The sequence below is a fragment of the Novosphingobium sediminicola genome, assembly GCF_014196525.1.
Classification (GTDB): Bacteria; Pseudomonadota; Alphaproteobacteria; order Sphingomonadales; family Sphingomonadaceae; genus Novosphingobium; species Novosphingobium sediminicola.
Genome location: NZ_JACIDX010000025.1, coordinates 37,250 through 52,307 on the forward strand (window position 1 = coordinate 37,250; position 15,058 = coordinate 52,307).

The following is a 15,058-nucleotide window of genomic DNA, read 5'->3' on the forward strand; positions in this document are numbered from 1 at the left end:
GATAGTCATATGAAAAATATGTCGCAATATTTTGACGTAACGCCGCAGGTATTCCTTGAAGAAATAAAGCCGATGGTGCAGCCTGCCGTATTGAAGGGCGTCATATCCTCATGGCCTTCTGTTCTTCTCGGCCCTGACGGCTTGCTTGATCATCTTTGCGCCATCAGCTCCGATCTTCCCATCCCTCACTTTGTCTGCGATCCGGTTCATCGCGGGCGATTTTTCTATGAGCCCGGCTATACCAGCTTCAATTACCGCAAGGAACTGACCCCCATCGTCGATTTCGCCGCGCGCCTGCGTGCCGAGGCGGCCCTTGTCGAGCCATCCGCCCTGTTCGCAGGATCGCTGGCGCTGGCCGGTTATTTCCCCGGCTTTGCCCAGAGCCACGACATCACGCCCTTCATCCCGGCCAGCCAGTTTCTGCAATCCATCTGGATCGGCAACCGGACGATGACCGCCCCCCATTATGACAATGTCGAAAACATCGCCTGTGTGGTGGCGGGGCGGCGCAAATTCACCCTGTTCCCCATCGGGCAATTGCCGAACCTCTATATGGGCCCGCTCGATCTGACGCCTGCGGGCCAACCGATCAGCCTGGTCGATATACGCGCGCCCGATTACGAACGCTTTCCCCGCTATCGCGAGGCGGAGGCGCATGGATTGACCGCCATTCTCGAACCGGGCGATGCGATCTATATTCCGACCCTGTGGTGGCATGGCGTGGAATCGCTCGATAATGTCAATGTCATGGTCAACACGTGGTGGCGCGATGTGCCGGCCTATTTCGGTTCGCCGATGACCGCCTTGCTGTCCGGCCTGCTGACCCTGCGCGATTTGCCAGAGGATCAGCGGGCGGCGTGGAAAGTGGTGTTCGACAATCTGGTGTTCGAAACCAACGGCCCCGCCTTCGACCATTTGCCCGAGGCGGCACGCGGGGCCTTTGGCCAACTTACCCGGAACAGCGCGGCGCATCTGCGCGAAATGCTCCTGCAGACATTGAGGTGAGAGGCCGGGCCGCCCCAATGAGGCGGCCCGGCCTCTCAAGCCTTACAGCTTGACGCGCACACCCACCTGATAGCGCCCATAGCCCTTGGCGGCATACAGGAACTGGTTGGTGTAGCGCCCATACTGGCTTTGCGATGCGCCAAGGATGTTGACGGCATCGATGAACACCGTGGCGTGGCGGTTGATGTCATAGCTCGCGCTGGCATCAAGCTGGCCATAGGCTGCGGTATAGGTCGGCTGGTTCGCATAGAGCGGCTGGGACAGCGCGGCCAGGAACGCATCGCGATGGTTCCATGCGACGCGGGTCTGGAACCCGTTCTTTTCATAGAAGCCGACGATGTTGTACGACTTGCTCAGGCCGGGCAAGGCGAACTGTTCAAGGATATTGCTGTTGTCATAACGCGCCCCGCCCGCAGGCAGCGACACGTTGGCCTGAAGGCCGAAGCCGGTATCGCCAAACACATATTGGCCCGCAAATTCAAAGCCATGGATGTTGACCGTCGGTCCATTGCTGGGCTTGGTCAATTGCCATGTGATCAACGGGTCGTTGGGCTGGCCGACAAAGGCCTGCTTGCCGGTATCGGCCACCATTTGGGCAAAGATGTTCTGCGGGCTGGCCTGTTGACCGGCGGCCAGAACCTCGGCCGTCGCTTTTTGGGCCAGAGCGCCTGCAGAGGAATCGGTCAGGCCCGGAATGGTGACATTGCTGGTGGTGTTGGTGATGAAGTTTGACACTTGCTTGACGAAATAGTTCGCCGAGAAGTAGCTGTTATTCTTGATATAATATTCAAACGACAGATCGAAGTTCTGCGACGTATAGGGCAGCAACGCCGGATTGCCCGACGAGATCGTGCGGTTGCCGACATGCGGGTTGGCATTGACCACCTGCGTTGAAACCAGCGAGGTCAGATCCGAACGGGTGATCGTCGTGCTGTAGGACGCACGCGCAACCAGACGCTTGGTGATCTGCAGGCTCATGTCGATAGCGGGCAGGAAGTCATTGTAGCTGCTGCCTGCGGTATAGACCTGCGCGCCGGGCAGGAACTGGGTCTGGAACTCAGTAGGGTTGTTCCATGTCACCGACACCGGGGTCTGCTGAAGGCTGGCCGAACTGACGCTGGTGTGTTCATAGCGCACGCCCGCCTGAGCCTTGAAGCGCATACCGTTGAAATCGGCATCAAACTGCATTTGCGCATAGGCCGAGAAGGTGCGTTCGCGGATCAGATTGTCCGTGGCCGGGACGGTGCCATAGCCATAGCCCGAAGGATAGGCGGGCGCCGGGCCGGTGCCGTTGTAATTGGGCAGACCGGCGAGCGCCTGCGAGACAGCCATCGGGTTGAAGCTGTAGAAATAGGGCACAAGAATGTCTTTGCCCCCGCCCGACATGCCGCTCAGCAGCGAGGATGAATTGACCTTGGTGAAAAGCGACGAGGACAAGGCGCCATCAAGCCGAGGGTCATAATAGCCGTTCGAGATATTGCCGCTGTTGTAAACGGTAAAGCCCGTCTTGGTCTGCTTGTAGTTCACGCCCACCTTGATGGCGCGCAGGCCGCTGTCGCCATTGTTGCGCCATTCGGTTTCCAGCTTGGCCTCATCGACAGCGGTGCGCTGGCGGCTGAGATTATGCTGGCCAAACAGAGGCGTGATCAGCGAGGTATTGAGATTGTTCACATTATACGGCGACTGGAAAGTCCAGGTCGTCGTGGGGATGGCGGTCTTGGTCGAATCAAAGATTTTGTTGATCGAATAATTCTGATCCTGACCCACAATGTAGAACTGGGACTCGTCGGTCGAATTGTTCACCGAGTGATGGGCGTCGGCCGTAATGGTCAGATTGTCGAACGCCTGCCACTTCACATTGCCGCCCAGCGAGCCGAGCTGATTGCGCTGCTGATCATCGGTGCCCGTATAGGACAGGTCCGAACCGGCATCGACCAGATTGGTCATCGTGCCGTTCTTGTCGATGGTCGCGCTGTTCAAGGCGCCGCCATAGCCGAACCATGCGCCAAAGCTGTTCTTGAGCGCGTGGTCCTTGTACAGCGCATAGGTGTAGTCGATGGTGCCCACGATCGTGTCGGTCGGCTTGAATTGCAGCACGGCCTGACCGTTGATGCGGGTGCGGTGATGGTTTTCCACCGCCCAGTTGGCATCCTGCGGCGCCCAGGTGGGGCCGCTCTTGTTGGTCCGGTTGTCGGTGATCGCGGCCGTGCCCAGATCGACATTGTTCAGCCACCCGCGCGTATAGGCCGACTGGAGCTGGCTATCGCGTTCGGAATAGGAACCGTTGAGCAGGATGCCGATGCGGTCATCGGCGAAAGTGTCGCTGATGAGGCCGGAAATTTCGGGCGTCACGTGGAAGCCCGAGCGCGAGGTGTCATCCGTGCCCTTGACCTGAGCCGAGGCGCGCAGACCATTGTGATCGAACGGGCGCGCCGTGTGAATGTCGATGGTCGAACCAATGCCGCCCGACGCCACATCGGCCCGCCCGGTCTTGAACACATCGATGCCCGACACGCCATCGGCCGAGATATTGGAAAAGTCGAAAGAGCGCGTGCCGCCGGTGCCGCTGCCCGGCATCGAACGGCCGTTAAGCGTTACCAGGTTGAACTCCGGCCCAAAGCCGCGGACGGTGACGCGCGAGCCTTCGTTGTTGGAGCGGTCGATCGAAACGCCGGGAATGCGCTGGATCGATTCGGCCAGGTTGGTATCGGGCATCTTGCCGATATCTTCCGAGGTGATCGCATCGACCACGCCTTGGGTGTTGCGCTTGATGCCCACGGCATCGGCCAGAGATTTGCGCAGACCCGTCACGACGATGGCGCCGGGTTCTTCGGCGGCGGGTGTTTGGGCGCCCGTCGCGGCCTGCTGCGCCTGCGCGGCGCTGGCCCCGCAGGCAAGAACGATGGCGACCCCGGCAAGCGAGACCACAGTTTTTTGTATCTTCCTCATGACCATCCTCCTGATAGATGTTTTTCTTCAGAGTTTTTCTTCAGAACTTTGCTTCGGTGCAGCTGGTGGCGGCACCACCGGGGCGCACCTCGATCGTGGCGATTTTCATGCCAAGCGGCGCGGCCACGTTCAGATCGACCCCGGCGATGCCGCCGCCGGCTTTGCCCGCCAGACAGGCGAGCGGGATACGCGCCGTCTGCCAACCGCGCCCCGCCGCCGCGCGCAGCGTGGGCGCAAGGTCAACCTGCGTACCGCCCGCGCCGGTTTCCGTGATGCCGGTGAGGGTGACGGGGCCGCTCGGGGCCTGGTCGATGGTGTAGCGCAGCACGACCTCGCCCGATGTCGCCCCGGCAAAGGGCTTCATATTGGCAATGGGCCAGCTCAGCCGCAGATCGGCGGGGCCTTTCCAGATCAGTTCGCGCGCATCTTCCTGTGCGGAATAGTCAAAGCCCAGCACGCTCAATTGCTTGCCCGCGCCCACAAAGCCATGCAGCAGCGTTTCGTCCGCGCCCTCGCGGATGCTGGCATCGACGCCTGCGGCAAGGCGCTTGTGAAACACCTCGAACGTGCCGCTGGCGCTGGCATTGAGCGCCGCGCAGGTTTGGCCCAGCACCGGCAGACGCGGCGCGGGCTGGCGATAGCTGCCGCCATAGTTCACGCTGAACAAAGGCTTGCCGTTGTCATCGCAGGCGGCAGGCCAATGAAACGGCAAACGCCCGGAAAAGTCGGTTTTGCCACCGATCAGTACGTCGGCAATCCCCTCGCCCTCGCTGCCCGGCAACCACGCCGCGACAAAGGCATCGGCAAGCGCCAGTTCACGATTGACCCACAGGGGGCGCCCGGACAGCAACACCGCCACAGTCGGAATATGCGCGGCCTTGAACTTGCGCAGCAGCTTCAGCCCTTCCTCGTCATGCAGCGCATGATCGGGCCGATCCCCCACGAATTCGGCATAGGGCTGCTCGCCAAACACCACGATGGCCACATCGGGCCGGGCGGAATAGCTGCCGTCGCTTGACAGTGTGGCCTTGCCTGCGGCTTTCGCGATGCCGCCATAGATCGAGGTCGCGCCGGGGAAATCGGCATTGGTCAGATCGCCGCCGCCCTGCCAGGTGATCGTCCAACCGCCCGCTGCCTGCGCGATATTGTCCGCCGCGTGCCCTGCGACCAGAATGCGGGCCGAGGATTTGATCGGCAAAACGCCGTTGTTCTTGAGCAGCACGAGCGACTTGGCCACCGCCTCGCGGGCCACGGCACGGTGATCGGGCGAACCCAGCAGGCCCCATTGCCCCGCCAATTCGCGCTGTGCGGGCGCGGGCTTGTCAAACAGCCCGTCGCGCAGCTTGACCCGCAGCACGCGTCCCACCGCCTCATCAAGACGCGCCATGGGAACAGTGCCATCGCGCACCTCGCGCAGCAGATTGTCATACAGGGCGCGCCAGTCATTGGGCACCATGAACACATCCAGCCCGGCCAGCAGCGATTTCGGGCAATCGCCGTTGCTGCATCCGGGCACCTGCCCATGCGCATTCCAGTCGCCCACCAACAGCCCGTCAAAACCCATCTTGCCGCGCAGCAGATCGGTCAGCAGCGCCTTGTTGCCATGCATCTTTTCGCCGTTGATGCTGGAGAAAGAGGCCATGACCGTCTGCGCGCCCGCCTTGATCGCGGGGACATAGGCGCTGGCGTGGGTGGCAATGGTCGTGTTCAGATCACCGCGCGTATCGCCCTGATCGACGCCGCCCGTGCCGCCATCGGCAAAGAAGTGCTTGATGCTGGCCAGCACATGACGCTGATTGAGGAAATCCTTGCTGCCCAGCTTGCCCTGCAGGCCCTCGACTTCGGCCATGCCCATGCGCGCCACCAGCGCGGGATCCTCGGAGAAGCTTTCGTAGGAGCGGCCCCAGCGCGTATCTTTCACCACAGCCAGCGTCGGCGCAAAGGCCCAGTCAATGCCGGTGACCGCGATCTCTTCGGCCGTGGCCGCGCCGATGCGCTGCACCAGAGCCGGATCATGCGCCGCGCCCAGCCCGATATTGTGCGGAAACAGCGTCGCGCCGATGATGTTATTGTGGCCATGCACCGCATCCGTACCCCAAAAGGGCGGGATGACCGGCTCGCCTGACGGCAGCGGCTCGGTGCCCGCGCGATACATCGTATCGGCCAGCGCCAGCCATGCCGGAGCCAGAGCCTTGTCATTGCCGCCGGGGCCGGAATTGCCGCCGTTCAGGATGGTGCCAAAACGATAGCGGCGCATATCCTCGGGCGTGATCGAACCGATGTCGGGCTCGATGAGCTGCGCCACCTTATGCTCGACGCTCATATGGGCGAGCAGATCGGCAATGCGCTGCGTTTGCTGGTTTTGCTCCTGCGTCTGCGCCGCGACGGGCATCCCCATCGCCACAGCAGCCAGACTCAGGCCGCAGATCAGCCCCTTGCGGGCCCATTGCCGGTTCATCGCGCTCTCCCTTGCCGCCGCATTGGCGGCCGACTCATTGTGCGAGAGAGCGAATAGCCAAGATTGAGAGCGTTCACAACATATTTTGTGAACGCTCTCAATTGACTTGCGATGACGCCCCTTTGTGGGGATAACCGCCCAAAGGGACAAAGATGCACAAACCTGCCAAAGTGACGATTGAAGATGTTGCCGCCGCCGCCGGCGTCTCGCGCCAAACGGTGTCGCGGGTCATCAACAACGGCCCGAATGTCAAACCCGCCGTGCGCCAGCGGGTCGAAGCGATGGTGGAGCAACTGGGCTATGTGCCCAACCTGTCGGCGCGGCGGATGGGGGGCGCACGTTCCTATCTGATCCTCTCGATCAATGACCGCGCCCGCACCTTTGAAAACTGGACATCGGGGCGCGGCAATGACTGGGTCGATCAGATGCTCTATGGCGGCATGAGCGAATGCGAGCGCCACAATTACCATATGGTGCTGGAATTGATCGACACCGATGCGGGCACAACGATCCCGCAGATCGCGCGCGCGGTCGGCTCCCTGCGCCCCGATGGCGTGATCCTGACCCCGCCGCATTGCGATAATCTGGAACTGGTGGCCTGGCTGGAACGGCAGGGGATTCCCTGCGCGCGGGTGGGCCATTACGAAGGCGGCAACTTCGTCGATGTCTTTATGGATGACGAAGGCGCGATGCGCGAAGTCACCCGCCATCTGCTCGATCTGGGCCATCGCTCCATCGGGTTTCTGGCCGGGCCGCTCAACTACGGCCCCTCGCAAAAACGCCGCAAGGCTTTTCGCGAAGCGTTGGCCGAGGCCGGAATTCCGCCCGAAGCCGGACCGATCGGGGCGGGCAATTTCTATTTCGACATGGCGGTCAGTGTGCTGGAAACCATGCTGGCCGCGCCGAGCCCGCCCACCGCGATCATTGCCGACAATGACAAGATGGCCTTTGCCGCGCTCCATGTGGCGGCCGATCGCGGCCTGAAAGTGCCCGATGACCTCTCCGTCATCAGCTTTGAGGATACGCCGGGCGTGCGCTTCAGCGTGCCCCCCCTCACCGCGATCCGCCAGCCCACCGCCGCGATGGTCGGCAAGGCCTGCGCCCAACTGATCGCCCTGTCGAAGGGCGAGGAAGGCATGGGCGCTTTCGAACTGCCCTATGAATTCGTCGTGCGCGCCACCACCAAAGCGCCGCGCGGCTAGACCGATGGCCCGCAACAGGCCCCTGTCGGCGGGCGAGGCGCTCTATGTTCTGGCCTATATGGGCGCCAATATCGCGTTTATGCCCTTTCTGGTGCTGCTTCTGCCGCGCCGGGTCGCCTCGATCGGGGTCGCGGCGGGGGGCGAGCATCTGCTTGCACTGTTGGTGCTGGCAGGCGGGATCACCGCCAGCCTGGCCAATATTGTCGCGGGGCAGATCAGCGACCACGCTATGGCCCGCCGGGGCAATCGGCGGCGGGCCATAGCGGGCGGTCTGGCCTGCCTGTTGGCCAGCTACAGCGTGCTGGCCTTTTCATACAGCCCGCTGGTGCTGGCCTTAGGTGTCATTGGTTTTCAGATAGCGGTCAATCTGTTGCTCGGGCCGATGGGGCCGCTGATCGCGGATTATATTCCCGATGAGCGCAAGGGGCACATTGCCGGGTTCCTCAATTGCGGCGTACCGGTGGCCAATGGTTCGGTGGCCATTATCGCATGGGCCGCGCCGGTCGATGGATCGGCTGGTTTTGCCCTCACCATGGCGCTGATCGCCGCCTGCGTTTTGCCGCTGCTGGTCTTCTGGCCATTTGGCGCGCCTTTAAAGCCGCAGGCCGAAACCATGCCGGTAAGTGGTCCCGGCCCCCTCCCCCTGCGCAATCTCGCACTGGCATGGTCGGCGCGGTTTTTGTTGCAGCTTGGCGCGGCCTTGCTGACCAATTATCTCTATCCCTATGTCGCCTTTCTGATGCAGGGGCCGATGGCGGTCAGCCGGTTGACGGCCGATGCGGCGGTGGGCTGGCTCTCGCTCTGGGCCGCGCTGGCGGCCTGTTGCGGCGCAGTGGCCTTTGGCCGCTGGTCCGACAGGCTGGCCGACCGACGCAGTCTGATGATCGGCAGCGCGCTGCTCGCCGCGCTGGCCCTGACCGGTTTTGCCATGGCGCCGGGTTGGTGGGTGCTGGCGGCGGCCTATGCGCTGTTTCATCTGGCGCAGGCGGCGTTTTTCTCGGTCGAGGCGGCGTTTGTGGCCGAGATCATCACCGCCTCGCGCCAAAAGGGGCGATGGATGGGTTATATGAACCTTGCCAACACCATGCCCGCGATCCTCATCACCTTACTGACCATACAGGCCAGTCAACGCAGCTTGCTCGATTTTGCCATGCATCTTGTGCTGCTGGTTTGCGCCTCGGCCTGCGTGATCGCCGCAGGGCTGTGTTTTGCCATGCGCGATCATTTGGGCTTTACGTCCAACGAGGCCGCAAGCCCAGCCCGCCAACCCAATCCGATCAGGCCGATTCCCTGATGGAAAGCGAATAAGGCACGACAAAATCGCCTTTTTCCCAGGGCGCGCTGATCGGCCGATCGGTGATGAGCGACACGGCTTTTTGGGCGATGGCATCAAGGGGCTGGCGCACCGTGGTCAAGGACGGGCTGAGGAAATGGGCCAGACCGACATCATCAAAACCGGTGATCGCCAGTTGATCGGGCATGGAAATGCCCTTGGCATGGGCCGCGCCGATCGCGCCCGCCGCCATGTCATCGTTGAGCGCCACAATCGCATCGGGCCGGTCGGCCATGTCCAGCAGGTGCTGCGCGGCCAGCCGGCCCGAGGTAAAGGTGTAATCGCCGGTCACCACCCAATCCTCGCGCACCTCGATGTCATAGGCGAGGCAGGCGTCGCGGAAGGCCTGCGTGCGCACGGCGCAGTCCAAATGGGCGGGGTGGCCGGTAATCAAGGCGATCCGCCGCCTGCCCCGATCGACCAGCAGCTTGACCAGATCAAAGATCGAGGTTCGGTTATCGAAGCGCACGGTGGCCATGTTTTCAAACGGGCCGATGGTCAGAATGGCGACAGCGGGGATCGACAAGCCCTTGAAGTAATCGGATTTATCCAGATACTCACCAAAGGGCGGCGGCAGGATCAGCGCCTGCGCGCCCTCTTTGATCAATTCCTCGGCGGCCCGCTCCGTATGATCGGGCAAGGCGCGGGCCACATCGCGGCTCAACAGATGCAGCCCCTTGTTCGCCATCGCCAACGCAATGGCCCGCACCGTTGCATTGACATAAAGGCTCTCGATCCGCGCGCTGAACTGGAGAAAGCCGATGTTGTTGATGGCGCGGCCCTGAAGCCGGAGGGAATGTTCACTGGGCTTGTAGCCCAATTCCTCGATGATGCGCTGCACGCGTTCGCGCGTTGCCTCGCTCACCCGGCCGCGGCCGTGAAACACGTTGGAGACGGTCATGGGCGACACGCCTGCGCGTTCTGCAACAGCAAGGATGTTAACGCCGGTCGATGGCTTGCGAGGTCTGGACACGAATCTTACTTTGCAGGATGCGCTCTCTTGCGTTTTCCATGCCATAATCGCAAGTTCCGTTTTGAAAATCAGGCCTGACGCCTCCCTTCATCAGGCCTGATCCCGCGTCAGTTCGCCTTACTGGCGCGGATTTTACCGGCCGGAAACGCCTTTGCCGCGAAACAGTCTGGGCGCGAAATCGGCCAGATAGTCGCGCCAGTTGAGCCAGGTGTGCCCCCCATCGCTTTCATGATAGGTATGGGCGATATGGAAAGTGTCGAGCACGCGCCGGGTCGGGGCGGCGCTGGCATAGAGGAAATCCTCGCGTCCCATCGCGTAATAGACCAGATGCATCGAGCGCGCCGCCTGCGTCAGCGCGGCGGCATGGTCACGGGCATAGGCATCGACCTGCGCCTGATCGACGTTCAGCCCCATGCCGATCCCCAGCCCCATCGAAAACACCCCGATCCAGTGGAACGTGTCGGGCCGGGTCAGCCCCTCGCGCAGAGTATGCGAACCGCCCATCGACAATCCCGCCATCGCGCGCGCATCGGCCTGGGCAATCGTGCGATATTCGCGATCGACATAAGGGATGACATCCTCCACCAGATCGCGTCCGAAATCGTGATTGGCCGTCATCGGCACACCGGGCCGGTCAGGCGTATGGCCCGCAGGCATCACCACAATCATCGGTCTCGCCCGCCCCGAGGCAATCAGCCGGTCGAGAATGACATGCGCCTGCCCCACGCTGGTCCAGCTGTCATCACTGTCGCCCGCACCATGGACGAGATAGAGCACCGGATAGCGCCCCGTCCCCCGCATATAACCGGGCGGGGTGTAAACATGCATCCGCCGCTGAGCATTGAGCGATTTGGACCAATAGGTGACCGATGTCACCGCGCCATGGGGCGTGGCCGCATCCCATTGCTGGAACGTGCCGGATGGGCCATCGACATGGACCACGCTTTCAATCCCATTGCGCGTTTCCGACCAGCGGTCCGACAAAGGATCGGCCACCTTGATCCCATCGACGCGGAAACTGTAGCGATAGGCCCCCGGCGCCAGCGGGATCGCGGTGGTCCCGCTCCACAGGCCATTGGGTTCGCGGGTCAGTTCCAGCCCCTTGGGGCCGTTGGGGGCAAAGCTCATCGGGATGGCGGCCCCGGCGTCGGAACTGGTGACGATCACCTGTCGGGCCTGCGGCGCGCAAAAGCGGAAGGTGATCCGCCCGTCTCCCAGCACCTGCGCCGAGGCGTAGGGCACGGGCATCCCCACGAACCACGGCGTATGCGCGCAATCAGCAACGGGGGCAGTCGCAGCAGGAGGCGTTGAAGGCATCGGGGGATTGCCCTGTGCAGAAAGAGGCGAAGTGCTGAGCAGGCAAGGCAGGGCCGCCAGCAGGAAGCGATTTGAGATCACACGGTTTGAGATCACACAATGTCCCTTCACGGACAAAAAGGAAAGATCGCGGTTCCCCTTGGCCGCCGGAGGGGGCGGCCAAGGGGCATCCATCAGAACTTCAGACGCATCTGCACGCCCATGGTGCGCAGATCCGGCAGAGCCGCATGCAGCGCCGAATAGGCGGCAAAGTGGAAGGCATTGGGATCAATGGTCCAATTGTCGTAAATGCCGGTGATCGTGCGGTTGTTGAACAGGTTGTTGGCAAACAGCTCAAGGGTGACATCGCCCTTGGTCATACCGACGCGCGTGTTGAAAATATGCAGATCACGCGTGCGCGTCACATTGGCCGCCGAGGCCCACACGCCGGATTTGAAATTCCAGTCGGTGCGCCAGAACCAGCGGGCATCCTTGATCGGCGCAAAGCCCCCGCCCAGCGTGACGCCCACATTGGCCGAATATTTCGAGGCCAGCGGCATTTCCTTGCCCCGGAAATCGGTGATGCCCGTCAGCGTGGTCAAAGTCGGGTTGGCATAGCGGTTGATACGGCTGCCATTATAGGCCCCGGCGGCATCAATCGACACCAGCTCATTGACCTTCCACAGCACCTGCGCCTCGACGCCGAACAGATCGACCGAGCCGGTATTGGCCACGCCGCCAACAAAATCATAGGCGTTGGACGCACTGTTATACACCGCCTGATAGATGGTGTTCATCTGATTGCGCCACAGCGAGTAATAGCCCGCCAGCTGATAGCGGATCGCGCCATCGGCCAGCTTGCCCTTCAGGCCGATTTCGTAATTGGTGATCTTTTCCGGATCGACCGCCATCTTCAGCCCGGCAGCCGCCAGACTGGCCTGAATCGAGGGCGTATATTGCAGGAAGGCGCTGTTGAACTGGCCCGGATTGACGCCCAGCGACACTGAACCATAGACCATCATATTGGGATTGATCTGATAATTCACGATGCCGCGCGGCAGGAAGTTCTTATAGGACTTGCTGAGCAGCACCGAGAAAGGCGCGAAAGTGCCGTTCACGGTCGTGAGCGAGGAATTGTTCTGATAGGCGGTGATGGTGTCGATCTGATACCGCCCTTCCAGATTGAGCGAGAGGCGGTCGGTGGCATCCCAGGTGATGCCGAAAAACGCGCCAAAGTTGCGCGCGCGGCTGCGCCCGCCCTGGCTGAACACCGGATCGCCCGCCGAGGAGAACGAGAAGTAGCCGCCCCCGCCGCGCGATTCCGCGTCCAGCCAGCTTACGCCCACAACGCCGCGCACGGCGCCATATTTATAGGCCACGCGCCCTTCGAGCGAATAGTCCTGCTGGGCCGAGTCGATGTAATAGGGATAGGAATAATAGCTGGGATTGGCCGAAGGATTGGACCCGAAAGCCTTCGACGGATTGGCAAACTGCGTAAAATCCAGAAGCGGCAGATCGGTGAGTTGGCTCCAGTCCTCATGGTTGTAACCGGCAAGCACCGTGGCCGTCAGATGCGGGTCGATCACATATTCCGCCGTGCCATGCACGTGCTGGGTATGGCGCAGCAGGCCAAAGCCCTGCACGCCGACCGAGGGCTGAACCACGCGGTTCGGGCTGGCCGTGTTTAGGAAATTGCGAATCCAGGCATTGTTGGTGGTCATCGCCCCCACGGGATTGACCACCCCCGGCGCCGCGCCGCAGAAATAGGGATTGCCGTTCATCACGCAATTCGACTGGCTGACATAGGTCACGCCGCTGCCATTGGTGACATTATAGGCCAACAGACGCGTCTGAGCCGAGGGGCCATCATCATCGCTGGCAATCATGCCGAACAGTTTGACGGTCAGGCTGGTCGAGGGCTTGGCCACCAGATACAAGGTGCCGTTGGTGCTGGACTGATCGCCCAGCATCTGGCCGGTGGCGGAATTCTGCCACGAGCCGCCCTTTTGATAGCGCCCAACCGTGGCGCGGAAGGTCAGCCAGTCGGTCACCGGACCTTCGATGGCGCCCTGAACGCGCAGGTTGCGGCGCGTGCCATACATGCCGCTGACGCTGGCGTGCCAATCCTTGCCCGGCTCTTTGTTCACGATGTTGATGGCGCCGGCAAAAGTGTTGCGCCCGAAATAGGCAGCCTGGGGGCCTTTGAGCACTTCAATCTGCGCCGGATCGGCAATGGCGCTGAGCGCGGTGGGCGAGGATACCGAAACGCCGTCGATGAAGATCGAAGTGGTAACGGCCGTGGCCGAGGTCGGCGTGAAGCCGCGCAGGTTCACCTGCTGAAACGAACGGTCGGCATGGCCCCCACCGCTGCTGGCCGTGGCAATGTTGATGCCGGGCGTGGCATTGGCGGCATCGGAAACCGTGGCAACGCCGCGCGCCTCCAGATCGGCCGAGGTCAAGGCGTTGACCGTCACCGGCACTTTGAGGATGTCTTCGCGGCGCTTACGGGCCGAAACGATGATCTCGCCCTTGGCGGGCGGGGCTTCTGCGCCGGCTTTTTCCGGAGCCTCTGCACTGGCGCCTTCCGCACGAACGGGCTGGGAAAGCAGGGTCATGGCCAAAGCCAGACCTGATGCTGCGATTCCCGCGGCGCACTTCCTGTGATTTTTCATGTCTTCCCCTGTATTTTGCAGCTTTGCCGCCATGTCCTCGTCCGTGACCGATGCTTCCCGCCCACCCTTGGGGCTTCCCTTGGGCGGCGATTGGATGGCCGACCTTACGTGTACGGAATTTGATTTAAGGCTAAATCAGGCAGTGCGGGCTCTTCGCCTGCCGGATAGAGGCGGCGGCGAAAGGGGAAAATAAGGGGCCGTTCTCGACCACCTACGGTCGCACACGCGCTGCGCCCGTAAGACCATGGCCATTCGTTTGATGGTGATCGTGCCGTGAACGGCTATCCCCGCGGCCGAAAGTACGAATGTAACATATCGCATGTTGCCGCTTTGGAACTGAGGTTGATCGGGTCCCGGCCAGTTGATGCAGTTGCTTCGAACTGCTGGCACGGATGGGGCCGAGAAGCCGCAATGTTCGAAATTTCCGAACATATCGTTCAAATTTAATCGGCTGTTTTGGAGGGCTGAATTTCGCCATTGACGCCTTGTCACGCAGGATAACCGCAAACTCCTGACGTAGAGGAGCATTCTCATGGCTTATCTGGATCTCACGCAGGGTTTTATCTCAACCGGCCCCGCCGAAGCCCGATCTGCGCAGAATTCGCGGTTCGCCCCGGCGCTCACAAAGCTTGAGCGACTTGCCATCCACATCGCCCGGAGCGATGGGATCGACAGTCTGGCACAGCCCGAGCGCGGCAATCGCTTCACGCGTTGGCTGTTCAGGGCGGATCGGCCCAATCCACTGGCCGATCCGCGACTGGAGGCATTGCGGCGCTATGCTGTCCTGTTACGCTTGCGCGGTGACGCCATGCCTGCCGATGAAACGCGCCGTTTACTGGATGCCGGTTTTGCCCGAGAAACACTGAACGAGGTCCATCATCTCGTTTATCGCGAGGCTTCTCAGTCATGACCTGGTTGCCCGTGATGCTCACCCTCTTGGGTTTTAACCCGATGCAGACCGCACAAATCACCGCCACACTGGATGCCATTCACGCCACCGGCTGGAGCTCCCTGCGTCGGCGTCGGCTGGACGCTGAATAGCTGCTTGCGTTGGCGCTAAGTCTGAAGGGAGGGTATGAGGTGCTGCCGGTTTGATGGACACCGAGATAAGCTTCCTTAGGCTACCCCAGCCTGACGTTCGAAGTCGATAGGACTGACATAGCCCAACGT

At 61.7% G+C, this 15,058-nt stretch carries 9 protein-coding genes and 1 pseudogene; 4 read left to right on the forward strand and 6 right to left on the reverse strand.

The annotated features are described in order from the left end of the window. Positions 1-18: 18 nt before the first annotated feature. On the forward strand, positions 19-1,005 hold the full coding sequence (locus GGR38_RS22110; RefSeq protein WP_246405199.1) for a cupin-like domain-containing protein: 987 nt from the start codon (positions 19-21) through the stop codon (positions 1,003-1,005). Between the two features lie 42 nt (positions 1,006-1,047). Here GGR38_RS22110 and GGR38_RS22115 read toward each other — a convergent pair whose 3' ends face one another. Then, on the reverse strand, positions 1,048-3,954 hold the full coding sequence (locus GGR38_RS22115) for a TonB-dependent receptor (RefSeq protein ID WP_246405194.1): 2,907 nt from the start codon (positions 3,952-3,954) through the stop codon (positions 1,048-1,050). A gap of 40 nt (positions 3,955-3,994) precedes the next feature. Further along, positions 3,995-6,412, reverse strand: coding sequence for a glycoside hydrolase family 3 protein (locus GGR38_RS22120; protein ID WP_246405196.1), 2,418 nt, complete (start codon positions 6,410-6,412; stop codon positions 3,995-3,997). Between the two features lie 152 nt (positions 6,413-6,564). Here GGR38_RS22120 and GGR38_RS22125 point away from each other — a divergent pair, with 152 nt between their 5' ends. Together GGR38_RS22125 and GGR38_RS22130 are read left to right on the forward strand one after the other, a co-directional pair. Next, positions 6,565-7,614, forward strand: coding sequence for a LacI family DNA-binding transcriptional regulator (locus GGR38_RS22125; protein WP_246405197.1), 1,050 nt, complete (start codon positions 6,565-6,567; stop codon positions 7,612-7,614). Between the two features lie 4 nt (positions 7,615-7,618). After that, the gene (locus GGR38_RS22130; RefSeq protein WP_183628880.1) at positions 7,619-8,908 is read left to right on the forward strand and encodes an MFS transporter; all 1,290 of its coding nucleotides are present in this window, start codon (positions 7,619-7,621) and stop codon (positions 8,906-8,908) included. On the opposite strand, the gene GGR38_RS22135 is transcribed toward GGR38_RS22130, so the two are convergent. The 4 genes and pseudogenes from GGR38_RS22135 to GGR38_RS24685 all read right to left on the reverse strand — a co-directional run. Continuing rightward, on the reverse strand, positions 8,892-9,848 hold the full coding sequence (locus GGR38_RS22135; RefSeq protein WP_183628900.1) for a LacI family DNA-binding transcriptional regulator: 957 nt from the start codon (positions 9,846-9,848) through the stop codon (positions 8,892-8,894). The genes GGR38_RS22130 and GGR38_RS22135 overlap by 17 nt on opposite strands. Positions 9,849-10,052: 204 nt before the next feature. Next, a complete protein-coding gene (locus GGR38_RS22140) occupies positions 10,053-11,168 on the reverse strand; it encodes an alpha/beta hydrolase-fold protein (RefSeq protein WP_425497082.1) in 1,116 nt (371 codons plus the stop codon). 242 nt (positions 11,169-11,410) lie between these two features. Continuing rightward, the gene (locus GGR38_RS24680) at positions 11,411-12,730 is read right to left on the reverse strand and encodes a TonB-dependent receptor domain-containing protein (RefSeq protein WP_425497083.1); all 1,320 of its coding nucleotides are present in this window, start codon (positions 12,728-12,730) and stop codon (positions 11,411-11,413) included. 654 nt (positions 12,731-13,384) lie between these two features. Further along, positions 13,385-13,921, reverse strand: a pseudogene (locus tag GGR38_RS24685) (TonB-dependent receptor plug domain-containing protein); the annotation flags it as partial. A 499-nt stretch (positions 13,922-14,420) separates the two neighbouring features. Here GGR38_RS24685 and GGR38_RS22150 point away from each other — a divergent pair. After that, positions 14,421-14,798, forward strand: a complete 378-nt coding sequence (locus GGR38_RS22150; RefSeq protein ID WP_183628886.1) for a hypothetical protein — start codon at positions 14,421-14,423, stop codon at positions 14,796-14,798. The last annotated feature ends 260 nt before the right edge of the window (positions 14,799-15,058 follow it).